General features: G+C 67.5%; 21 protein-coding genes. 5 read left to right on the forward strand and 16 right to left on the reverse strand.

Features of this window, described 5'->3' with window-relative positions; genetic code table 11:
- Positions 1-30: 30 nt before the first annotated feature.
- From KAJ83_RS04725 to KAJ83_RS04770, 10 genes are all read right to left on the reverse strand, one after another.
- Positions 31-1,284 (reverse strand): polyhydroxyalkanoate depolymerase, encoded by a 1,254-nt coding sequence (locus tag KAJ83_RS04725; RefSeq protein WP_210680889.1) that lies wholly within the window; start codon positions 1,282-1,284, stop codon positions 31-33.
- 266 nt (positions 1,285-1,550) lie between these two features.
- Positions 1,551-2,645, reverse strand: a complete 1,095-nt coding sequence (locus KAJ83_RS04730) for an FG-GAP repeat domain-containing protein (protein ID WP_210680890.1) — start codon at positions 2,643-2,645, stop codon at positions 1,551-1,553.
- Between the two features lie 86 nt (positions 2,646-2,731).
- Positions 2,732-4,045, reverse strand: a complete 1,314-nt coding sequence (locus KAJ83_RS04735; RefSeq protein WP_246484251.1) for a type III PLP-dependent enzyme — start codon at positions 4,043-4,045, stop codon at positions 2,732-2,734.
- A 219-nt stretch (positions 4,046-4,264) separates the two neighbouring features.
- Positions 4,265-5,446 (reverse strand): NAD(P)/FAD-dependent oxidoreductase, encoded by a 1,182-nt coding sequence (locus KAJ83_RS04740; RefSeq protein ID WP_210680891.1) that lies wholly within the window; start codon positions 5,444-5,446, stop codon positions 4,265-4,267.
- Positions 5,447-5,466: 20 nt separating this feature from the next.
- A complete protein-coding gene (locus KAJ83_RS04745; RefSeq protein WP_246484252.1) occupies positions 5,467-5,916 on the reverse strand; it encodes a MaoC family dehydratase in 450 nt (149 codons plus the stop codon).
- 59 nt (positions 5,917-5,975) lie between these two features.
- Complete coding sequence (locus KAJ83_RS04750) at positions 5,976-7,031, reverse strand: MBL fold metallo-hydrolase (protein WP_246484253.1); 1,056 nt, start codon at positions 7,029-7,031, stop codon at positions 5,976-5,978.
- A 93-nt stretch (positions 7,032-7,124) separates the two neighbouring features.
- Entirely contained in the window at positions 7,125-7,976 is an 852-nt protein-coding gene (locus tag KAJ83_RS04755) for an alpha/beta fold hydrolase (protein WP_210680892.1), read from the reverse strand.
- Positions 7,977-8,006: 30 nt separating this feature from the next.
- Positions 8,007-9,560 carry a benzoate-CoA ligase family protein gene (locus tag KAJ83_RS04760; RefSeq protein ID WP_210680893.1) on the reverse strand — a complete coding sequence of 518 codons (1,554 nt, stop codon included), beginning with the start codon at positions 9,558-9,560 and terminating at the stop codon, positions 8,007-8,009.
- A 203-nt stretch (positions 9,561-9,763) separates the two neighbouring features.
- On the reverse strand, positions 9,764-10,249 hold the full coding sequence (locus KAJ83_RS04765) for a 4-hydroxylaminobenzoate lyase (protein ID WP_210680894.1): 486 nt from the start codon (positions 10,247-10,249) through the stop codon (positions 9,764-9,766).
- A 61-nt stretch (positions 10,250-10,310) separates the two neighbouring features.
- Complete coding sequence (locus KAJ83_RS04770; protein ID WP_210680895.1) at positions 10,311-10,775, reverse strand: flavodoxin domain-containing protein; 465 nt, start codon at positions 10,773-10,775, stop codon at positions 10,311-10,313.
- Between the two features lie 158 nt (positions 10,776-10,933).
- Here KAJ83_RS04770 and KAJ83_RS04775 point away from each other — a divergent pair, with 158 nt between their 5' ends.
- The 5 genes from KAJ83_RS04775 (at position 10,934) to KAJ83_RS04795 (ending at position 17,465) form a co-directional block, all read left to right on the forward strand.
- Complete coding sequence (locus KAJ83_RS04775; protein ID WP_210680896.1) at positions 10,934-11,833, forward strand: helix-turn-helix transcriptional regulator; 900 nt, start codon at positions 10,934-10,936, stop codon at positions 11,831-11,833.
- A gap of 225 nt (positions 11,834-12,058) precedes the next feature.
- Positions 12,059-13,762 carry a 2,3-epoxybenzoyl-CoA dihydrolase gene (gene boxC, locus KAJ83_RS04780; RefSeq protein WP_210680897.1) on the forward strand — a complete coding sequence of 568 codons (1,704 nt, stop codon included), beginning with the start codon at positions 12,059-12,061 and terminating at the stop codon, positions 13,760-13,762.
- 5 nt (positions 13,763-13,767) lie between these two features.
- A complete protein-coding gene (boxB, locus tag KAJ83_RS04785) occupies positions 13,768-15,192 on the forward strand; it encodes a benzoyl-CoA 2,3-epoxidase subunit BoxB (protein ID WP_210680898.1) in 1,425 nt (474 codons plus the stop codon).
- 100 nt (positions 15,193-15,292) lie between these two features.
- Positions 15,293-16,582 (forward strand): FAD-dependent oxidoreductase, encoded by a 1,290-nt coding sequence (locus KAJ83_RS04790; RefSeq protein ID WP_210680899.1) that lies wholly within the window; start codon positions 15,293-15,295, stop codon positions 16,580-16,582.
- A gap of 73 nt (positions 16,583-16,655) precedes the next feature.
- A complete protein-coding gene (locus KAJ83_RS04795; protein WP_210680900.1) occupies positions 16,656-17,465 on the forward strand; it encodes a hypothetical protein in 810 nt (269 codons plus the stop codon).
- A 15-nt stretch (positions 17,466-17,480) separates the two neighbouring features.
- Here KAJ83_RS04795 and KAJ83_RS04800 read toward each other — a convergent pair whose 3' ends face one another.
- From KAJ83_RS04800 to hisH, 6 genes are all read right to left on the reverse strand, one after another.
- On the reverse strand, positions 17,481-17,852 hold the full coding sequence (locus KAJ83_RS04800) for a histidine triad nucleotide-binding protein (RefSeq protein ID WP_210680901.1): 372 nt from the start codon (positions 17,850-17,852) through the stop codon (positions 17,481-17,483).
- Between the two features lie 89 nt (positions 17,853-17,941).
- A complete protein-coding gene (locus tag KAJ83_RS04805; RefSeq protein WP_210680902.1) occupies positions 17,942-18,559 on the reverse strand; it encodes a LysE family translocator in 618 nt (205 codons plus the stop codon).
- Between the two features lie 126 nt (positions 18,560-18,685).
- Positions 18,686-19,018, reverse strand: a complete 333-nt coding sequence (locus tag KAJ83_RS04810) for a phosphoribosyl-ATP diphosphatase (RefSeq protein WP_210680903.1) — start codon at positions 19,016-19,018, stop codon at positions 18,686-18,688.
- 4 nt (positions 19,019-19,022) lie between these two features.
- Positions 19,023-19,826, reverse strand: a complete 804-nt coding sequence (gene hisF / locus KAJ83_RS04815; protein WP_210680904.1) for an imidazole glycerol phosphate synthase subunit HisF — start codon at positions 19,824-19,826, stop codon at positions 19,023-19,025.
- Between the two features lie 5 nt (positions 19,827-19,831).
- A complete protein-coding gene (gene hisA, locus KAJ83_RS04820; RefSeq protein ID WP_210680905.1) occupies positions 19,832-20,590 on the reverse strand; it encodes a 1-(5-phosphoribosyl)-5-[(5-phosphoribosylamino)methylideneamino]imidazole-4-carboxamide isomerase in 759 nt (252 codons plus the stop codon).
- Positions 20,591-20,620: 30 nt separating this feature from the next.
- Complete coding sequence (hisH, locus tag KAJ83_RS04825) at positions 20,621-21,256, reverse strand: imidazole glycerol phosphate synthase subunit HisH (protein WP_210680906.1); 636 nt, start codon at positions 21,254-21,256, stop codon at positions 20,621-20,623.
- Between the last annotated feature and the right edge of the window lie 4 nt (positions 21,257-21,260).

Genomic DNA, 21,260 nt, shown 5'->3' on the forward strand with positions numbered 1-21,260 from the left:
GGGGGCGCGTCCGCGTCCCCTCGCGCCGCCTTAGAGGGTTTCCCGGATGAACTCCGCGATCTGGGGTTTGATCCGCTCGCGCCATTTGCGGCCGTTGAAGATGCCGTAATGGCCGACCCCTTCCTGCAGCAGATGGCGCTGCCGCTCCTTCGGGATCATGGGGCAGAGAGCGTGCGCCGCCTCGGTCTGGCCGGGGGCGGAGATATCGTCGAGTTCGCCCTCGATCGTCATCAACGCCGTGTCGGTGATGGTCTGCGGGCGCACCGGGCGGCCGTGATGGGTGAACTCACCCTTGGGCAGGCTGTGGCGCTTGAAGACGTGGTCCACCGTTTCGAGGTAGAAATCGGCGGGCGTGTCCATCACGGCCATGTATTCGTCATAGAAGGCGGCCGTCTTGTCCGCCGATTCCCCGTCGCCGCGAACCAGATGGCGGAACATGTTCCAATGCGCGCCGGTATGACGCGCCGGGTTCATCGCCATGAAGGCGCGTAATTGCAGGAACCCCGGATAGACCGGCCGATTGGCGCCGGGGAAGCGCGGCGGGACCCGGTGGATGGCGTTATAGTCGAACCAGGCGATCGGCCGGTTCTCGGCCGCCTGGGTGACGATGGTGGCGTTGGCGCGGGTATCGATCGGCCCGCCCATCAGGATCATGCCGGCCGGCGCATAGGGGGAGCGCTCCTCCGCCAGCACCGCCGTCGCCGCCAGCACCGCCGGCGCCGGCTGACAGACCGCCATGGCGTGGAAGGGCTTGATCGTGCCCTTGCCGTCGCGTTCGGACACCGTGCGCATGAAATCCATGACGTAGTCGATATAGGTGTCGAGGCCGAAGCGCCCCTCCTCCTCCGGCACCAGACGGGCATCGATCCAATCGGTGATATAGACCTCATGATCGGGAAGCAGCGCCTCCACCGTGCCGCGCAGCAGCGTCGCGTGGTGGCCCGACATCGGCGCGACCAGCAGGATCGCGGGATCGTTCAGGCGCTTGGCCCGGTCCCCGATACGCTTGAAATGCAGCAGGTCGCAGAAGGGCTTGGACTCCACGGTCTCGATCGCGATGGGCACGGCCTCGCCGTCGATATGGGTGAGGGGCAGGCCCCATTCCGGCTTCTCCCGCTCGGTCAGCAACCCTTCCATCACCGTGGAGGCCGAGGCCATCATCCGGCCGAAGGGCGTATAGCTCAGCGGTTGGAACGGATTGAGAAAGGCGAGGCGCGTTGCCTCCGCCATCAGGCGCATGGGGACCATCGCCCGCGCACGCGTGTCATGCAGATTGTAGAGCATCTTGTTTCTATCCCCGCCCTTGGGTCCGATATCGCGGCCGCGCCGCCGGGCGGGTCCGTCGGGCACCGCCGCCACGTGCGATTGGTGCGGGGCGGTACGGCCCGGGCTTGGACCCTTGCAGTGTCGGACCTTTGCGTTCGACCGTTTGTCGGACAATTGAGCGGAAAGGCTAGCAGCATTCCGCAAAGCCGAAAAACCTTTTTCGCACACGCGGCAAGTGTCTGATACTAATATAAAAATTCGGGTTGTTCGGCAGGATTCACGTATTATCGCGGGATCGCGAGCCCGCGAATCGCGCCATCTTCCAGGCCCCAGAGGATCTCCACGCGCCCGTCACGGTCGAGATCGACCGTCACGATCGAGGCCGTGATAGTCCGTCCGCCATTGGCGATCCGGGCCTTTTCCTCGAAGCCGCCATCCTCGAAGGCAAGGATCGCGACCATCGCGCGATCCTCGCGCGGCAGGACGAGTTCCGGGCGTCCATCGCCGTCGATATCGTGGATGGCGGAGAGGTCCAGGGCCGTGCTGCCAGCCGCATGGTTGGAATAGCCGGCGATCCGGCGTTCCTCGACGATCCGGGCGCTTTCCCCATCCCAGGCGAAATGGACAAGCACGCCCTCGCCATGCGGGGTCAGGACGGCGGCGATCTCCGGCCGGCCGTCGCCGTCGAAATCAGCGATGCCGGCGGGGTTCAGCCATCGGTCGCGGTCGCCGACGGGTTGGGTCGCCGCGATCTCCTGCATATCCCGGTCGTCCGCCTCCGCGTCATAGAGCGCGAGCGCCGCGCCACGCCCCAGGTCCGTTCGGATCGCCAGCACCTCCAGATCGCCGTCGCCGTCGGCATCGACGATGCGTGGCTCCAGATCCTCGAAGACATGCTCCTGGCCCAGGCGATGCGCCAGGATGCGGCGGTCGGCGAAGGCGACCTGCAGGATTTCCGCCTCGATGGCGTCGCCCAATATGGCGTGGTCGTAGCGCCGAACCGGCCCCTCGTACCAAGCGGCGCTGGGGGTGCGGGGCGCGGTGTCGCTCGTCGGCTCGGGCGGTATGCCGGGGGCGACGCCGACCCGTCCCTGGGGAACGATTTCCGGCGGGGCGAGCTTGCCCATGAAGGGCGCCTCCCCGGCATCGACCAGCGCGCCGTCCTCCAGGGCGAGCGCGCGCCAGCCCCGCCCCTCGACCCGCGCGATCAGGCCGGATGGGGCATGCGGGCTCTCGCGCAGGTCGATCAGCCCCTCGATCCGGCCGAAATCGACCGTCCGCCAATCGAAGGCCCGCGCCGCCGTCGCCCCGGCGGCGAGCAGGGCGCTGGCGATGAGCACGGCGGCGGGCAGGGCGAGAAGAACTCCACGCGTCATCATGGCGCCGACGCTAGCGCATGCGGCCGGGGGATGCCATGGAAGCTTTGATGGCGTGGGAGGCGGGAGGGGGGCGGGGCGGTGTTCCCTCACACGCAACTGCATCCCAGCGGATCGAAGCCGTTGAAGCCGACGCTGGAATAGGTCTGAGTATAGGCGCCGCAGCCGAGGATATACACCCGGTCCCCCTCCCTGAGCGCGAGCGGCAGGCGGATATCCGTCTGCTCGTAGAGCACGTCGGCGCTGTCGCAGGTCGGGCCGCTCAACACGACGGGGCCGGTCGGGCCGCCGTCATGCGGGGTCAGGATGCGGTACTTGATCGCCTCGTCCATGGTTTCGGCCAAGCCGGTGAACTTGCCGATATCGAGCGTGACCCAGCGGCGCGGATCGCCATCGCCCTTCTCCGCGACCAGCATCACCTCGGCCTCGATCACGCCCGCGTCGGCGACGAGGCCACGCCCGGGCTCCGCGATCACGGCGACGGGGCGGGCCGAGCCGAACCGGGCGGCGACGGCGGCCGCGACGGCCTCGGCATAGCGGATCGGATCGGGCGCGGGGCCGCGATAGCGCGCGGGAAAGCCGCCGCCGATATTGACCAGCGACAGGTGGATGCCGTCCGCCGCCAGCCGGTCATAGAGCGCGGCCACCCGGTCGAGCACCGCGTCCCAGGCGGCGAGCCGGGTTTGCTGCGAGCCGACATGGAAGCTGATGCCGAGGTCGGTGAAGCCGCGCCCATGGGCGGCGCGCAGCAGATCCTCCGCCATCGCGTCGGCGCAGCCGAACTTGCGGCTGAGCGGCCAGTCGGCGCCCGCGCCGTCGGTCAGAAGGCGGCAATAGATCAATGCCCCCGGCGCGGCGTCCGCGAGCTTGTCCAACTCCCCGGCTGAATCGAAGGCGAAGAGGCGCACGCCCTTGGCGTAGGCATGGGCGATATCGGCGCGTTTCTTGACCGTGTTGCCGAAGGAAAGGCGGTCGGCCGCGATGCCGAGCGCGAGGCACATATCGATTTCCCCCCGGCTGGCCACGTCGAAATTGGCGCCGGCCTCGGCCAGCAAGCGCAGGACGGGCGCCTCCGGATTGGCCTTCACGGCATAGTGGATATGGGTCGGGGAGAGCGCGGCGGAGAGCGCCCGGTAGCGTGCCCCGACCGCCGCCAGATCGATCGCCAGATGCGCGCGGTCGAGCCCGGCGCCCGCGAACCAGGCGGCGAGGTGCGGCGACATCGCGTCGGCCGGCGCGATGCCGGCATCATCCACGACGCGGAGGTCGTTGGTGCGCGGGTCGTTGGTGCGCTGGTCGGGGGCATTCGAAAGTCCCTCCGGCGCGACCGGGGACGCATTCGGGGTAACGGCCAGGGAATAGATCGGGGATGCGGCGGGGTCGCCGCCGGACAGCGCAGCCATTGACAAGGCTCCCTCTCGGACCGGGGTGACAGCCATGGCCGGCCCGGTGGGCGCGGCGCGGCTTGTGACCGGCAGGTTCCAAAAAGGACGCCTTATCGTCGGTGCAAAGCCCGGCAGGGTTTCATCCACCCCGCCTTGGCCCGTGCGTCCGGCGTCTTCATTCGCGCATATAGGCCCGTTTCGAATCCCCCGCAATAGGGATTTTCGAGGAGGGAGGGGTCAGACGATCCCCCGCTCCGGCAAGGGGCGGTTTTCCGCCACCCGGGCGTAGCCGAAACGGGTCAGGTCGATGGTTTGGTACCCGCCCGTCGTGATCAGTTCCGCGATCGCCCGGCCAGCCCCCGGCGCCTGTTGCAGGCCGTGGCCGCTGAAGCCATTGACGAAGTGGAAATTGCCGACCTCCGGATGAGGGCCGATGACGGCGTTGTGGTCGAGCAGGTTGACCTCGTAATGCCCGGCCCAGGCATTCATCATCTTGATCGCCTCGAAGGCCGGCACGCGACGGGCCCAGGCGGGCCACAGCACCTCGTCGAAGAGGGTATAATCCACCTCGACGTCCCAGCATTCCGGATCGTCCGCCGGGTCGGGCGACTTGCCGCCGATGAAATGCGCGCCCTCCGGCCGGAAATAGACGCCGCTCGGATCGACGGTCAGCGGCAGGTGGGCGAGATCCTCCCGGCAGTCGAAGGCGAAGACCTGGCGCTTCCTCGGCCAGACGGGCAGGTGGATGTCCGCCATCGCGGCGATCCGCCCGGCGGCGGGGCCGGCCGCGTTCACGACGTGAGCGCAGGGCAGGCGCCCGGCTTCGGCGCAGTGCACGGCCGCGATCCGCCCGCCCGCGCGCTCCAGTCCCGTCACCTCGTCCTTGAGGAACTCGGCGCCCAGCGCGCGCGCCTTGCGGCGGAAGGCCTGCAACAGCGCATGCGGGTCGAGCCACCCCTCGTTCCGCTCCCCGAAGCAGCCGCCGGCCACCTCCTCGACCGACAGCCAGGGGAAGCGCGCGGCCAATCCGTCACGGTCGAAGGCGGCGATCGCCGCCCCCTCCGCCGTTTGAAGCGCGTGATTCTCGCGCAGGGCGGGCAGTCCCTCCTCGCTTGCCAGGAACAGATAGCCCTGTTCCCGGAAGACGATGCCGGCGCCGGCCTCGTCCACCGCCAGATGCTCGTCCGCATGTTTCACGAAGTCCGCGCCGAAGAGGGAGAGGCGAATATTCTCCGCCAGCGAGAATTGCTGGCGTACGCCCCCGACGCTGCGCCCGGTGGAGCCGAGGGCATAGGTCGGATCGCGCTCCACCACGGCGACGGTGCCGTCGAAGGCGGCCGGTCCCTTGAGGAAATAGGCCACGGCGGCGCCCATCACCCCACCGCCGATCACTACCGCGTCATAACCGCCCGTGCCCATCGCCCCCGCCTTTCGGCCGCTCAGGGCCGCCGCTTCAACATGGTCATGGATTGATATGTGGCGACCGTTTCATCGTTCTGGTTCCTGACCTCGATGCCCAGGCGCAGGAAGCCACGGTCCGGTTTGCTCTGCGACGGGCGGGCTTCCAGCACGGTCATGCGGCTGGTCAGGGCGTCGCCCGCGAAGACCGGCTTCAGCCAGCGGACTTCGTCCATCCCGGGCCCGGCGAGGCCCGTGCCCACGAAATGACCGAGGTCGAGATAGAGCCGGAAGGAGAAGGCGAGCGTCTGAAACCCGCTCGCGATCACGCGGCCGAAGGGGCCTTGCTCCGCGGCATAGACCGGGTCGGTATGGATCTGCTGCGGGTCGTAGTCCTGGGCGAAGGCGATGATCGTCGCCTCGTCGAGCGTGCCCGCCCGCGTCGTGAAGGTTTCGCCCACCGTGAAGTCGTCGATATAGCGGCCGATCATCGCCTCTTTTCCGGGTTCTGTCAGTGTTTGTCGGGTATCGGGCAAGGGGGTGTCGGATATCAGGTAAGGGCGTAGCGCCGCACGCCGTCGGCGTCGAGGCTGGCCTCGGCCGTGCCGGCTTCCACAAGATGCTCCAGATGCGCCACCGTCTCGCCCAGGGCGAAGATCATGTGTTGGGCGTCCAGCTTGCGCTCGAACAGGGTCTCGATCAGGTCGGCGGCCGGCGCGGGGCCGAGTGCCCGCAAGCCCGCGCGCAGCGCCTCCAGCCGTTCGGCGTGGTGCGCGCGAAGCTGGTCGATCCGCCGGGGCGCGCCGCGATAGGGCAGCTTGTGCGAGGGCAGGATCAGCGTGTCGGCGGGCAGCAGCGCTTCCAACCTGTCCAGGCTGCGCAGGAAGTCGGAGAGCGGCCGCGTCCCGTCCTTGAACCACCAGACGGAGATGTTGGGCGTGATCTTCGGCAGCAGTTGATCGCCGCAGATCATCAGCGACAGGTCGGGGCAATGCAGGCAGGCATGTTCCGGCGCGTGCCCTTCCACCGTGACGACATGCCAGGACCGGCCGCCGATCGAGAGATGCTCCCCATCCCGGATGCGGGTGAAGCGCTCCGGCGGCGGATCGACGCGCGCGGCGAACTCGTTCCCCTCCGCGCGCAGCGTCTCGCGCAAGTCGGTCGACAGGCCGTTGCGCGCGAAGAACGCGTCCTGCGGTCCGGTGAAGGCGGCGTCGTCCAGCCGCTGCAACAGGGTGCCGGCGATCCATTCACCTTCCGTCATCTCGGTCGTGACGCCGTATTCACGGGCAAGCCAGCCGGCGAGGCCGAAATGATCCGGATGGTAATGGGTGCAGATCAGCCGGTGCGGCCGGCGCCCGGAGGCGGGCCCGTCGAACAGCCGGCGCCACAGACGCTTGGTCTCCTCATGTCCGAAGCCGCTATCCACGATGGTCCAGGTCGGGGCGCCGTCGGCGTCCTCGTCCTCGATCAGCCACAGATTGATGTGGTCGAGGGCGAGCGGGATCGGCATGCGCACCCAATGGATGCCCGGCGCGACGGCCAGCATCTCGGCCGGCGCGGGCGGGGCGGCATGCGGATAGTCGAGGGCTCTAACGTCGCTCAAACCGGATCGGTCCTTCTGATTTGGCGGGCGCGCGACGCCCCGGCCGGGCGAAGGATGGACGCACGCGGCGCCTCTTTACAAGACCTCCCGGGGCTAAAGCGCCTTCAGGAAATCGTCCGCCGCCTTCAGCACCGCCTCGCGCCGGTCGCGGTGCGGTGAATGCTTGCAGGTTTCCAGCACCAGCTTCTCGACGCGGCCGGTCGCGCCGCGTTCGATCGCGTCCAGTTGGTCGAGCGTGCCGTACTCGTCATCCGCGCCCTGGATCGCCAGCACGGGGGCGACGACCTGGGGCAGGAACTCCTCGATGTTCCAGGCGCGGAACTCGGGATGCAGCCAGATATCGTTCCATCCCCGGAAGCTGCTGTCCGCGTCGTCGTGATAGCGGCCGAGCTTGGTGACCAGATCGGTGGTCTGGAAGGCGGTCTTCGCCTGTTCGATGGAGGTGATGGTGAGATCCTCGACGAAGACATGCGGCGCCTCCAGGATCAGCCCGGCGACCGCGCGCCCCGCCCCGCCCGCGTGGATCAACGCGATCGAGGCGCCGTCCGAATGGCCGAACAGGATCGGGCTCTCGATGCCGAGCCGGTCGAGCAGCGCTGGCAGGGTCTCCAGCGCCTCGCGATGCATGTAGTCGGTGCCGAACGGCGCGGCGAGCCGGCTGGACCGGCCATAGCCGTGGCGCGAATAGACCAGCACGGGGTGACCGCTCTCCGTCGCCAGCGCGGCCGGGAAGTCCTTCCACATGGCGACCGACCCCAACCCCTCATGCAGCATCACGATGGTCGGACGCGCCGCCGAGTCGCCCCCGGTCGTGTCGCCCCCAGTCGCGTCGCCCCCATGGGCCCCGTCGCGCGGCGGGGCATGGCGGACGCATTCCAGGCGTGTCTCCGCGATATCGACGAAGAAGGTTTCGCTATCGGCTATGGTGAGGCTGTCGGGGGACATGGGGCACGGACCTTTATCGAAAGGGACGGGTCAGGAGGCGCGCAGCTTGAAGCGTTGGATCTTGCCGGTCGCGGTTTTCGGCAGTTCGTCCGTGAACTCGACCCAGCGCGGATATTTATATCCGGCCAGGGCCTGCTTGACATAGGCCTTGATCTCGTCGGCCAGCGCCTCGTCGCCGGAAAGCCCCTCGCGCAGCACGACATAGGCCTTCGGCTTGATCAACTGGTCATGATCCGGATGGCCCACGACGGCGCATTCCAACACCGCCTCGTGACCCAGCAACGCATTCTCGACCTCGACCGGGGAGACATAGATGCCGCCCACCTTCAGCATGTCGTCGGAGCGTCCGGCGTGGCTGTAATAGCCCTCGGCGTCGCGGACATACTTGTCGCCGGTGCGGGTCCAGGCGCCGCAGAAGGTCTCCCGGCTCTTGCCGCGCTGGCTCCAATACATGATGGCGCTAGTCGGCCCCTTCACCTCCAGCGTGCCCATCGCGTCGGCTTCCTCGATCACCGTGCCGTCCTCGTCGACGAGACGCAGCTCATAGCCCGGTACCGGCTTGCCCGACGCGCCGGGCCGCACCTCTCCCGGCCGGTTGGAGAGGAAGATATGCAGCATCTCGGTCGAGCCGAGGCCGTCCAGGATTTCCACCCCCGTCTTGTCCTTGAAGCGCTTGAACAGCTCGGTCGGCAGCGCCTCGCCCGCGGATGTCGCCGCACGCATCCTGTGCTCGCCGGTCGCGGGCAGTTCGCCGCTGGCCAACAACATGCCGTAGAGGGTGGGCACGCCATAGAAGATGGTGACGCCCTGATCCTTGAGAATCGCGCAGACCGATTTCGGGTCCGGCGGCCCCTCCAGCAGCACCGCCGTCGCGCCGACCGCCATCGGGAAGGTCAGGCCGTTGCCCAGGCCATAGGCGAAGAACAGCTTGGCCGCGGAGAAGACGATATCGTCCTCCCGGATGCCGAGGATCGGCAGGGCATAGAGCTCGGCCGTATCGGACAGATGGCTGTGCAGATGCACGGCGCCCTTCGGCTTGCCCGTGGTGCCGGAGGTATAGAGCCAGAAGCAGATATCGTCGGCCCGCGTCGGGGCGGTTTCGAACGTCGCCGGCTGGTCCGCCAGCGCGTCGGAGAGCAGGATATGCCCGCCCGCATCCGCGCCGGAGACGATCACCGTCTCCAGATAGCGATGGGTGCCGATATGGCTCTCGAACTGCGGCAGCAACGGCTCGGAGACGATCAGCGCGCGCGCCCGGCTGTCCTCCAGCATGAAGTCGTAATCCTCGGCCGTCAGCCGTGTATTGACCGGGATCGGCACGATACCGGCCTTGATCGCGCCGAGGAAGGCCGCGGGAAAATCCACCGTGTCCGTCATGCACATCAGGACCCGGTCGTCGGCCCGGATACCGCGCGCCGTCAGGAGATTGGCGACCCGGCAGGCGCGTGCCTCCAGATCGGCATAGCTATGGGGGCCGTCCTTGTCGATGAAGGCAGTCTTGTCGCCGCGGCCGGCCTTCAGGTTGCGGCCGATCAGGTCGTCGGCGGCGTTGTAGGGGGCGCCGACGCTTTGTTCACTCGCCATGGGGTCGTTTCCTGCTTCTCTCTTGATATCCCTCGCCAAGCGGAATGGCGCCTGCCCCGTTCTCGGGGCGGCGGGTGCGCCATCCGTCCCAGGCGGCCTTGGTCCGTGCGGTCTTGGCGGCGATGTCGCGCCGGGACCGTTCTTATGATCTTGGAGGGCGTGGCGGGGTCCCCCGTCCGTCCCCGGGTCGCCGTGCGGCGCGGTTACTTGCCCTTGGTGAAGGCGATCTCGCCTTCGGGCAGAAGATAGAGGACGATCGCCTCGCCCTCGGAAATCGTCGGATGATGCGCCGTGCCGGGCTCATAGACCAGCCAGCCCTCGCCCCGGCCGTCGAACTTGGCGTCCGGCTCCAACGGCACGATCATGTCGATCTCGCCCTTGGGGTGGCCATGATGCGGGCCGGCCAAATCGCGATAGCGCACGACGTCGACGGAGAAACCGTGCGTTTCCGGCCCCGGCTTCACCGGCCGGCCGAAGCGAATACCGCCCATCTCGCGCTCGCCCAGCCAGCCTTCGTCCATGCCCCGCCGGCAGGTGTCGGCGAGGCGCTGGAAGGTCTCGCTTCCCGGCGGGAAGGTATCGTTCAGGAACCGGTCGAGATCGGCGTCGAGCGGCTTGTCCGCGATCCGCGCCGTGATCTCCGCGACCGTCGATTTAAGGGTTTCCGCCGCGGCGGTTCCGGTCGTCATGCGTTCATCCTCCTGTTCCGGTTCGGGCGGCGCGGGATGAGGGGGCGGAAGGTACGGGCGTTCACGCCGCTTCCATCAGCGTATCGTACCATTCGGCCGCCCAGTCGGCCGCCACGTCCTCCGGCAGCGTGCCTTCGGAGGCGTTGTGCTTCATCACCTCCCCGATCCGCCGCGCGCCGAGCTTCGACAGCATCTCGTCGAATTGCTTGCCGCCAAAGCAGAAGGTCTGCGCATAGGTCATGTCGCCCAGCGCGAACACGCCATAGCGCACGGCGCTCAGGTCCGGGGCGTCCTTGTCCAGCGATTCGATGAAGGCATGGCCGTTGTCCGGTACGTCGCCGCTGCCATAGGTGGAGGTGCAGATGATGAAGGTGCCGCCGCCGGAGAGCGCGGCCGAATCGAGATCGTCCATCAGTTCGATTTCCGCCTCCAGGCCCTTGTCGTTCAGGACCTCGGCGATCTCGTCCGCCACCAACTCGGCCGTTCCGGTCATCGTACCGACCAAAATCGTTACCTTATCCGACATCCCGTCCAAGTCTCCGCTTGTTCAAAATAACGGCGCCCGGCCGCTATCGTGGGCAGGGCATTGGGTGTGCAATATAATGCATGTCACCCGTTCTGAAAAGCACCATACTGCACAAGCTCTCTTGCGCGGCGCGACGATTCGCTGCACCGTGCCGCCCCATGAGCGAACGGCGTGTCAAGGACGAGGCGGACAGCGAGCTCGCCGATTATCTGGCCAAGCTCGGCGCGCGCGTTCGCGATGCCCGGGCGAAGCGGGGCATGGCGCGTCGTATTCTGGCACGGGATTCCGGCGTTTCCGAACGATATCTGGCGCAGTTGGAAGGGGGGACCGGCAATCCCTCCATCGCGGTGCTGCGCCAGATCGCGTCGGCCGTCGATTATCCGCTGGCCGACCTGATCGCCGGCACGGTGACGGCGGAAGGCGCGCTGGGGGAGATCGTCGATCTTCTCCAGGGTGTGGAGCCCGCGCGCCTGCCTGGCATCCGCGCGGCGATCGAGCGCCACCTGGAAGGCGGGGAACAGGCGAACAAGCGCCAGCGGATCGCCCTGATCGGCCTGCGGGGGGCCGGAAAATCGACCCTCGGCCGGCTGCTCGCGGCGCGTCTCGACCTGCCCTTCGTCGAGCTTAACCGGATCGTGGAGCGCGACTACGGCGGCAGCATCGGGGAAATCCTGGCGCTGAGCGGCCAGCCGGCCTTCCGGCGGTACGAGCGGCGCGCGCTGGAATCCGCCCTGCGCGAGCATGACCGGGTGGTGATCTCGACCGGCGGTGGTATCGTTTCCGAGCCCGCGACCTTCGGCCTGCTGCTCGATCACTGCCATACGGTCTGGATCAAGGCGTCGCCCGAGGAGCATATGAACCGGGTGATCGATCAGGGCGACCTGCGCCCCATGGCCCGCAACGACGAGGCGATGGAGGACCTGAAGGCGATCCTGGCCGCGCGGGAATCGAGCTATCGCCGCGCCGACGCCTCGATCGACACGTCGGGTCAGACGATCGAGGAAAGCCTCGCCGCCCTCGTCGCGGCGGTGAAGCCGATGCTGGCCCGGGCGATCTAGGCTCCTCTTCTTTCCCAGGATTTGTCGGTGGGTGGCGGCCCGGTCCCGTGCGGGTTTCGGCCGCCTTCACCCCTGCCTTGTTCATGGAGAAAGGGCAGGCAAGGCGAGGGCGGTACGCACAATAATTCTTGAATCCGCCCAAGACATGCATTATAGTGCATAAGGGTGAAGCCAAGGAACGGCATGCACTGCAACAGTCCGTTCCGGGAAAGAAAGGGATCGGGAATGACCGCTCACGCAGCCGAGGCGCCGGCGACCGCCGCGCAGCCCGCCACCGCGAACATCGTCACCTACGACCGCGACCCGTCGGAATACCGGCATTGGTCCTATGAGGTCGACGGCGAGATCGCGACCATGAAGCTGACCGTCGACGAGGACGGCGGTATCCGCCCGGGCTACAAGCTCAAGCTCAACTCCTACGACCTGGGCGTGGATATCGAGCTCAACGACGCGCTGAACCGCATCCGGTTCGAGAATCCGACCGTCAAGACGGCGATCGTCACCTCCGGGCTGGACCGGATGTTCTGCGCGGGCGCCAACATCTACATGCTCGGCACCTCCAGCCACGGCTGGAAGGTCAATTTCTGTAAGTTCACGAACGAAACCCGCAACGGCATGGAGGACAGCTCCAAGCATGAGGGGTTGAAGTTCCTGGCGGCCTGCAACGGCACGACGGCCGGCGGCGGCTACGAACTCGCGCTCGCCTGCGACGAGATCTTCCTGATCGATGACCGCTCCAGCGCCGTCAGCCTGCCGGAGGTGCCGCTGCTCGGCGTGCTGCCGGGCACGGGCGGCCTGACCCGCGTCACCGACAAGCGTAAGGTGCGCCGCGATCTGGCCGATGTCTTCTGCACCTCCGAGGAGGGTGTTCGCGGCAAGAAGGCGAAGGATTGGGGGCTGGTCGACGACATCGCGCCCAAGCAGAATTTCGACGAGAAGGTCCGCGCGCGCGCCGAGGAGCTGGCCGCGACCAGCATCCGTCCCAGCGACGCGGAAGGTGTCGCCTGGACCAAGGTCGCCCGCGACATGCGCGACGACGGCTATGGCTACCGCTATGTCGACGTGACGCTGGACGAGGCGACGCGCGTCGTCACCCTGACCGTGAAGGCGCCGGAGAGCGACCCGCCCGCCGACGGCGAGGCCGCGCGGGCCCAGGGCGTGGATTTCTGGCCGCTCGCCATGGCGCGGGAGCTGGAGGACGCGATCCTCATGCTCCGCACCAATCACGAGAGCTTCGGCATGTGGCACCTCAAGACCGAGGGCGATGCCGAGAAGGTCATGGCCCATGACGCCTTCCTGGCGGAGCAGGGTCGCGATCACTGGTTCCTGCGGGAGACGCTGGGCTTCCTGCGGCGCACGCTGCAGCGGGTGGATGTGACCTCGCGCTCGCTCTTCGCGATCATCGAGGAAGGCTCCTGCTTCGCGGGCACGCTTCTGGAACTCGCGCTGGCGGCGGACCGCAGCTACATGCTCGACCTGCCGGACGACCCCGATGCCGCGCCGACGATCCGCCTCAGCGCGATGAATTTCGGGCCGCTGCCGGGTGTCGATGACCGCACGCGCCTACAGAACCGTTTCCATGAGGATGCGGATACCGTGGCCGCGCTGGAGAAGCGCGTCGGCGAGGCGATGGCGGCCGAGGCGGCGAACGAGGCCGGTCTCGTCACCTTCATTCCCGACGATCTGGATTGGAAGGACGAGATCCGCATCGCCACCGAGGAGCGCGTCAGTCTTTCGCCCGACGCGCTGACCGGCATGGAGGCCAATCTGCGCTTCCCCACCAATGAGACCATGCTGACCCGGGTCTTCGGGCGCCTCAGCGCCTGGCAGAACTGGATCTTCATCCGGCCGAACGCGGTCGGGGAGAAGGGCGCGTTGAAACTGTTCGGCTCGGGCTCGAAGGCCGACTTCGACTGGAAGAGGGTGTAAGCGACATGTCGATCAACTATCAGGAACGCATCCCCAATAACGTCAATCTGTCGACGGACCGGGCCTTGCAGCGCGCGCTGGAGCATTGGCAGCCGCATTTCCTGGACTGGTGGACGGATATGGGGCCGGAAGGTTTCCAGGCGTCCGACGTCTATCTGCGTACCGCGACCTCGGTCGATGCCAAGGGCTGGGCCACCTTCGGCCATGTGAAGATGCCGGACTATCGCTGGGGCATCTTCCTGGCCGATCAGGAGAAGGACCGCGCGATCGGCTTCGGCGACGAATTCGGCAAGCCGGTCTGGCAGGACGTTCCGGGCGAGCACCGCGCGGCGCTGCGTAACCTGATCGTGACCCAGGGCGACACCGAGCCCGCCTCGGTCGAGCAGCAGCGCATGCTGGGCCAGACCTGCCCGTCGCTTTACGATCTGCGCAATCTCTTCCAGGTCAATGTGGAGGAGGGGCGTCACCTCTGGGCCATGGTCTATCTGCTGCACGCCCATTTCGGCCGCCAGGGCCGCGAGGAGGCCGAGGAGCTTCTGCACCGTCATTCCGGCGATCAGGATAACCCGCGTATCCTCGGCACCTTCAACGAGCCGATCGACGACTGGCTCAGCTTCTTCATGTTCACCTACTTCACGGATCGCGACGGCAAGTTCCAGCTCAAGTCGCTGGCCGAAAGCTCGTTCGACCCGCTGGCGCGCACCTGCCAGTTCATGCTGACCGAGGAAGCGCACCACATGTTCGTGGGCGAGACCGGCATCGGCCGCATCATCAAGCGTGCGCTGGAGGTGATGAAGGAAGCCGGCACCGACGATCCGGAGGCCGTGCGCAAGGCGGGGGCGATCGATCTGCCGTTGCTTCAGCGCTATGTGAACTTCTGGTTCTCCAGCTGCATGGATCTGTTCGGTTCGGAGAAGTCGTCGAACGCGGCCGCGTATTTCGCCAGCGGCCTCAAGGGCCGGCCGGACGAGGCCAGCTTCGAGGATCATGTCCTTCTCGACGCGACCTACGACCTGACCGTTCCCGACGGCAACGGCGGCGCCACGGTGGAGAGCGCGCCGGCGCGTAACGCGGTCAACGAGATGGTCCGGCAGGCCTATGTGAAGGACTGCATGATGGGCGTCATCCGCTGGAACCGCCTGATCAAGAAGGCCGGCTTCGACTTCGAGATCACGCTGCCCTCGACCCGTTTCCGCCGGTCGGTCGGCCCCTGGCAGGGGCATACGACGGATCCGGAGGGCAATCCGATCGCGGACGAGCAGTTCGAGCGGATGCGCACCACGTGGCTGCCGACCGAATCCGACCGGGCCTATGTGAAAAGCCTGATGCATCAGGTGATCGAGCCCGGCAAGATGGCGGGGTGGATCGCGCCGCCGGATCGCGGTATCGACTCCAAGCCGGTCGATTACGAATATGTGCGGATCAACTGATCGGCACGATCGTCGCTAGGGCCCTCGCCGTCCCCGGTCCGCGATCGGGGGCGGCGGTGCCTTTTCGCGATGCAGGGTTGGGTTTCGGGACGTAACGCGCATGTCTTCCCTAAAAATCGCCATCGTCGGCAGCGGCCCAGCCGGCTGCTATGTCGCCGAGCGTCTCGGCCGCAAGGCCAAGGGCGCGGTGGAGGTCGATCTGTTCGACCGCCTGCCGACCCCTTTCGGCCTCGTCCGTTCGGGCGTGGCGCCGGATCATCAGACGACCAAGGCGGCCAATCGCGTGATGGCCAAGGCGTTGGAGAAGCCGGAGGTGCGCTTCCTCGGTAATGTCGCCATCGGTCGCGATCTGTCGCTGGACGATCTGCGCGCCGCCTATGACGCGGTGGTCCTGGCGACGGGCGCGGCGAGCGACCGACCGATGGGCGTGCCGGGCGAGGATTTGCCGGGTGTCATCGGCTCCGGCCGGTTCACCCGCTGGTACAATGATCATCCCGACGCGGCGGCGGATGTGCCGGACCTGTCCACCGTGCGGCGCGTCGTCGTCGTCGGTAACGGCAATGTGGCGATCGACGTCGCGCGGCTCTTCTCAAAGACGCCGGCGGAGTTGGAAGGCTCCGACCTTTCGCCGGAGGCGAGCCGCGCGCTTGCCGAGGCGCCGGTGGAGGAGATCGTGATCGTCGGTCGGCGCGACGCGCTCAACGCCAAGTTCACGCCGACGGAGATCGGCGAGCTTGGCACGTTGGAAAATGCCGCCGTGCGGGTTCGCGCCGGGGACGTGGCGTCGGATGGGGAGGGCGCGCTCAATTCCCAAGCCTATGAGATACTGAAGGGCTATGCGGGCGAAACGCGCTCGGCGCCAATCACCATCCGCTTCGCCTTTCACCTTGAACCGGCGGCGGTCGTGGCGGGCGCGGACGGCCGGGTCGCGGCCATGCGTTTCCATAGAACCGAGGTTCGAGACGGTAAGGCCATGGCGACGCGGGAGACGGTCGATTTGCCCGCCGATCTGGTCGTGTCCTGCATCGGCTATGTCAGCGAGGACTGTGGTGCCGTGCCGACGACGGGCGGGCGGCTGGCGAACGAGGGCGGGCTGATCGAGCCCGGCCTCTATGTCGTCGGCTGGGCCAAGCGCGGCCCCAGCGGCACGATCGGCACCAATCGGCCGGAGGCGCACGGCGTTGCCGACCGTATCCTGGACGAGGTTTCGGCCGGGGACCGCCCCGGTCGCGCGGCGATCATCCCGCGCCTGGAGGAAGCGGGGCATGTCACCGTCGATTTCGCGGCCTGGGGCCGTATCGACGCGGCGGAATCCGCCCGCGCCGGCGACGGACGCGTGCGGCACAAGTTCGCCGCGCTCGAGGATCTGCTGGCGGCGGCGCGCGGCTGAGGCACGTTCGCTCGACGCGCGGGGTATGGAGGGGTAGGCTGACGCTTCTCCCTCTCGTATTAGGTTCGTGACCATGACAACCGCCGATCCCGGCGCGCCGACGGCTCATTTCAACGCGGATGCGGATATCGTGCCGGCGGCGCTCGCCGGGGCGGATGTGCGCATATTCCTTCAGCCGGACGAGACGGTCGAGACCCGCCGTTCCACCGAGACCTATATCGAGGCGCTGGATCTGCCGCATCTGATCATCCGTGACGGGGAGATGTGGGCGACCCAGCGCAACGCCGTGGCCGAACCCGGGCGGCCGGGGCGGGTCGCGAAGAATTTCTTCTCCTATTTCACCGGCCTGGATATCTTCGCCAACGTTATCTACACGGACGATTCGGCCATCGCGAAGACGGTCGAGGCGCAGATCATGTCGACCGGCCGCTACAAGCGCCTGCGCTGGGCCGCGCGCGGGCGCTTCGAGCCGGTCTATGACAGCCGGGAGCCGGAAGCCCTGGACCGCTATATCGCGGCGATCGAGAAATGCAGCCGCTTCAAGATGCGCATCGACATGGAGGACGGGACGATCCAGATTCACCCGGTCGTTTATCCGTTCTATTTTCCGCGTTTGAACGACATCCAGGTCGATACGGAAATTCAGTATTTCCCCAGTTTCATGCGGGATAGCCGCGCCGAATTCCTCGGCCTCCTGGACACCAACGTGGAGATGTTCCGGGATCACGCCAACCCGGCGACGCGCGAGAAGGGCGTCCAGGTTCGGGCCCCCGGTTTCTGCGCCTTCTATCGGATGCGGAAAGGGGCGATGGGGCGTCGAATATACGATATTCCCAGCCGCCCCGAACGCCGGTTCGAGCGGATTATCGTCTTCGCCGAATAGCCGCGTGGACGACGATCAACTCCGGGGTTTCGCCAGCAGCGGGCCGAGCTGTTGCCCCCCGGCGATATGAACGTGGAAGTGGGGCACCTCCTGGTTCGAATCGCGCCCGTGATTGGCGAGGACGCGATAGCCGCTGTCCTTCAGGCCCATCTTGCGCGCGACATGGCCGACGGCGCGCACGAAGGCGGCGATCTCCGCGTCCCCGGCCTTCTCGCTGAAATCGTCGAAGGAGACATAGGCCCCCTTTGGGATCACCAGCACATGGGTCGGGGCCTGCGGGTTGATGTCGCGAAAGGCGAGGACATGCTCGTCCTCGAAAATCGTGTCGTTGGGAATCTCGCCGCGCAGAATCTTCGCGAAGATGTTCTGGTCATCATAGGTCGCCATGGCGACTTCGTCCTCCGGTTGGTCCAGGATTTGACGGGAGGGTCGCACCCGGCATCGGTCGGTTCAAACGAAATGAGGCGGCGGCCGCTTCAGCGGTCCACCAACAACCGAAGGCCGAGCGCGCCGAGCAGAAGCGCCGCGCCCCGGTCGAGATGGCGCTTCGCCGCCAGATAGCGCCCGCGCACCGTCTCCGCGCCCATCGCGGCGGCGAGGACGGCATAGAAGGCGAGTTCGACCGCCAGGTGATTGCCGACGACGACGGCCATCTCCCATGGGCCGAGGCCGACGGGAAAGATCACCACCAGGACGGCGGCGGCGAACAGCACGGACTTCGGGTTCAGCAGATTGATCAGGAATCCGTCGCGGAAGGCATGACGCGCCGGGCGGGCGGGGCCGGCGATTGCGTCGCGCGCGCCCTTCCAGGTGCGATAGGCGATATGGAGGAGATAGAGCGCGCCCGCGATCTTGGCCGCCATATAGCCCCAGGGCACCAGTTGGAACAGCCCGTCCAGCCCCAGAAGCGCCAGCAGCGTCCATGTCGCCGCCATGGTGCCGAGCCCCGCACCCGTCACGAAGCCCGCCCGCCGACCGGAGGCGAGCGTCGTTCGAATCGCCACCAGCAGCGCCGGCCCGGGACTGGCGATCGCGGCCAGCAGGGTTAGGTTGAAGGCGATCAGATGGGCGAGGTCGACGGCGCCGTCCGTCATCGTGGTTCATACCAAATCTTGTTGACGATGCCCCGCATCGCTCGCGCCACCCTTCCTATCCGCCTCTGTCCGTTCGGGGGAAAGCCGAACGCGATCCGCATGGGGCATGATCAGCAAGATTTGGTATTACTCCCCGCGGCGCGCCTTCTCCTCCAGCCCGGACGTGCCGGCGCGCGCTTCCAGCTTCTCCCAGACCTCGGCGGGATCGACCCCGGCATCGGCCCAGAGCACGCAGAGATGATAGAGCAGGTCGGCGCTCTCCGCGACCAGCCCGTCATGGTCGTCGCGGGTCGCCTCGATCACGCACTCGACCGCTTCCTCGCCCAGCTTCTGGGCGATCTTGGCCCGCCCCTTGGCGTAGAGCTTCGCGGTATAGCTCTCGCCCGGGTCCGCGCCCTTGCGCGCCAGCACGGTGGCGTGCAGACGGTCGATGGCATGCGTCGGCGTTTCTTGCGCCATGGGGTCAGTCTCCCTCCCTTGGCGTGGTGGGGGCCTGGCTGCCGCCATCGACCGGCCGGATGGGCAGACCGGCGGCGGCCATGTGCGCCTTGGCCTCGGCGATGGAATATTCGCCGAAATGGAAGATGGAGGCGGCCAGAACGGCGGCGGCATGACCCTCGCGCACGCCGTCCACCAGATGGTCGAGGGTACCGACGCCGCCGGAGGCGATGACCGGCACGGTGACCGCGTCCGCGACCGCGCGGGTCAGGGCGTTGTCGAAGCCGCTCTTGGTGCCGTCGCGGTCCATCGAGGTCAGCAACAGCTCGCCCGCGCCGAGATCGACCATATGCCGCGCCCATTCCACCGCGTCCAGGCCCGTCGGCTCCCGCCCGCCATGGGTGAAGATCTCCCACTTGCCGGGGCCGGTCGCCTTGGCGTCGAGGGCGACGACGATGCATTGGCTGCCGAAACGCTCCGCCCCCTCGCGCACGAAGTCGGGACGTTTCACCGCGGCCGTGTTGATCGACACCTTGTCGGCGCCGGCCAGCAGCAGCTTGCGGATATCCTCCACCGCGCGAACCCCGCCGCCGACGGTGACCGGCATGAAGGCCGCCTCCGCCGTGCGGGCGACGACGTCATAGATCGTGTCGCGGTTCTCGTGGCTCGCCGTGATGTCGAGGAAGCAGAGCTCGTCCGCCCCGGCGGCGTCATAGATCCGCGCCTGTTCCACCGGGTCGCCGGCATCGCGCAGATCGACGAAGTTGACGCCCTTGACGACGCGGCCGTCCTTGACGTCGAGGCAGGGGATGATCCGTGTCGTCAGCATCGCGATCAGTTCCCACCCGTCTGGCCGGTCGCTTGGCCGCCGGACTTGGTGAGCGCCACCGCCTCGCCGAGGTCGAGCCGCCCGTCATAGAGCGCCCGGCCGGAGATCGCGCCCGCGATCGCGCCGGTCGCCATCAGCGCCCGAATGTCCTGCAGATCCTTAACCCCGCCCGAGGCGATCACCGGGATCGAGACCGCCCGGGCAAGCGCCGCCGTCGCGTCGACATTGACCCCGCCGAGCGCGCCGTCCCGGTCGATATCGGTATAGACGATGGCCGAGACGCCGGCATCCTCGAACCGGCGGGCGAGGTCGAGCGCCTCGATCTCCGTCGCCTCGGCCCAGCCCTCGACGGCGACGCGGCCGTCGCGCGCGTCGATGCCGACGGCGACCTTGCCCGGGAATTCCCGGCAGCAGTCGTGCACGACCGCCGGGTCCTTGACCGCGACGGTGCCGAGCACGATGCGGCTCACCCCGCGCTCGATCCAGGCGCGGGCCCCCTCTAGCGAGCGGATGCCGCCGCCGAGTTGCACCGGCATGCGCCCGCCGACGGCGGCCAGGATACGCTCCACCGCCTCCGCGTTGACGGGCTTGCCGGCGAAGGCGCCGTTGAGGTCGACCACATGCAGCCACTCCGCGCCCGCCTGATGGAAGGCGCGGGCCTGGGCGCCGGGATCGTCGTTGAAGACGGTGGCCGCCGCCATCTCGCCGCGCAGCAGGCGCACGCACTGGCCGTCCTTCAGGTCGATTGCCGGGTAGAGGATCATCGCGTCACGGGTCCTGTGCGGTTTCGTGCTCTAGGGAGTCCAGGCAAGGAAATTGGCGATCAGCCGAAGGCCCGCCGCCTGGCTCTTCTCCGGGTGGAACTGGGTGCCCACCATGTTGTCGCGTCCGACGGCCGCCGTCAGCACGCGGCCGTATTCGACCGCCGCGAGGCGATGGGCCGGATCGTCCGGCGTCAGGTGATAGCCGTGGACGAAATAGGCATAGTGCCGCCCATCCCCCAGCCCGGCGAAGACCGGATGATCGGCCACGTCGGTCAGGATGTTCCACCCCATATGCGGCACCTTCAGGCTCGGGTCCGGCGGACGGATCGCCTCCACCCGTCCCGGAATCCAGCCGAGGCCCGGATGCACCCCGTGCTCCCGCCCCTCGTCGGCCATCAACTGCATGCCGACGCAGATGCCGAGGAAGGGGCGGCCCTTGTGGATCACCGCCTCCGTCAGGGCCTCCACCACGCCCGGCACGGCCGAAAGCCCGCGCATGCAGTCGCCGAAAGCGCCCACGCCGGGCAGCACGATGCGGTCGGCCGCGCGGATACGCGCGGCATCGTCCGTCACCTCGATGGTTTCGGAGGGGCCGGCCATGCGCTCGAACGCCTTCGCGGCCGAGCGCAGATTGCCGGAGCCGTAATCGACGATCGCGACACTCATCGAC

It is taken from the genome of Marivibrio halodurans, assembly GCF_017963645.1.
GTDB lineage: Bacteria > Pseudomonadota > Alphaproteobacteria > UBA8366 > Aestuariispiraceae > Marivibrio > Marivibrio halodurans.

Excerpts from the sequence above, each read along its gene's own strand:
- KAJ83_RS04725 (WP_210680889.1), bottom strand. The coding sequence starts at position 1,284 with ATGCTCTACAATCTGCATGACACGCGTGCGCGGGCGATGGTCCCCATG.
- hisH (WP_210680906.1), bottom strand. The coding sequence starts at position 21,256 with ATGAGTGTCGCGATCGTCGATTACGGCTCCGGCAATCTGCGCTCGGCC.
- KAJ83_RS04735 (WP_246484251.1), bottom strand. The coding sequence starts at position 4,045 with ATGGCTGCGCTGTCCGGCGGCGACCCCGCCGCATCCCCGATCTATTCC.
- KAJ83_RS04770 (WP_210680895.1), bottom strand. The coding sequence starts at position 10,775 with ATGTCGGATAAGGTAACGATTTTGGTCGGTACGATGACCGGAACGGCC.
- KAJ83_RS04775 (WP_210680896.1), top strand. The coding sequence starts at position 10,934 with ATGAGCGAACGGCGTGTCAAGGACGAGGCGGACAGCGAGCTCGCCGAT.
- KAJ83_RS04740 (WP_210680891.1), bottom strand. The coding sequence starts at position 5,446 with ATGGGCACGGGCGGTTATGACGCGGTAGTGATCGGCGGTGGGGTGATG.
- KAJ83_RS04795 (WP_210680900.1), top strand. The coding sequence starts at position 16,656 with ATGACAACCGCCGATCCCGGCGCGCCGACGGCTCATTTCAACGCGGAT.
- KAJ83_RS04810 (WP_210680903.1), bottom strand. The coding sequence starts at position 19,018 with ATGGCGCAAGAAACGCCGACGCATGCCATCGACCGTCTGCACGCCACC.
- hisA (WP_210680905.1), bottom strand. The coding sequence starts at position 20,590 with ATGATCCTCTACCCGGCAATCGACCTGAAGGACGGCCAGTGCGTGCGC.
- boxB (WP_210680898.1), top strand. The coding sequence starts at position 13,768 with ATGTCGATCAACTATCAGGAACGCATCCCCAATAACGTCAATCTGTCG.
- KAJ83_RS04765 (WP_210680894.1), bottom strand. The coding sequence starts at position 10,249 with ATGACGACCGGAACCGCCGCGGCGGAAACCCTTAAATCGACGGTCGCG.
- KAJ83_RS04745 (WP_246484252.1), bottom strand. The coding sequence starts at position 5,916 with ATGATCGGCCGCTATATCGACGACTTCACGGTGGGCGAAACCTTCACG.
- KAJ83_RS04730 (WP_210680890.1), bottom strand. The coding sequence starts at position 2,645 with ATGATGACGCGTGGAGTTCTTCTCGCCCTGCCCGCCGCCGTGCTCATC.
- boxC (WP_210680897.1), top strand. The coding sequence starts at position 12,059 with ATGACCGCTCACGCAGCCGAGGCGCCGGCGACCGCCGCGCAGCCCGCC.
- KAJ83_RS04790 (WP_210680899.1), top strand. The coding sequence starts at position 15,293 with ATGTCTTCCCTAAAAATCGCCATCGTCGGCAGCGGCCCAGCCGGCTGC.
- KAJ83_RS04800 (WP_210680901.1), bottom strand. The coding sequence starts at position 17,852 with ATGGCGACCTATGATGACCAGAACATCTTCGCGAAGATTCTGCGCGGC.
- KAJ83_RS04755 (WP_210680892.1), bottom strand. The coding sequence starts at position 7,976 with ATGTCCCCCGACAGCCTCACCATAGCCGATAGCGAAACCTTCTTCGTC.
- KAJ83_RS04760 (WP_210680893.1), bottom strand. The coding sequence starts at position 9,560 with ATGGCGAGTGAACAAAGCGTCGGCGCCCCCTACAACGCCGCCGACGAC.
- KAJ83_RS04805 (WP_210680902.1), bottom strand. The coding sequence starts at position 18,559 with ATGACGGACGGCGCCGTCGACCTCGCCCATCTGATCGCCTTCAACCTA.
- hisF (WP_210680904.1), bottom strand. The coding sequence starts at position 19,826 with ATGCTGACGACACGGATCATCCCCTGCCTCGACGTCAAGGACGGCCGC.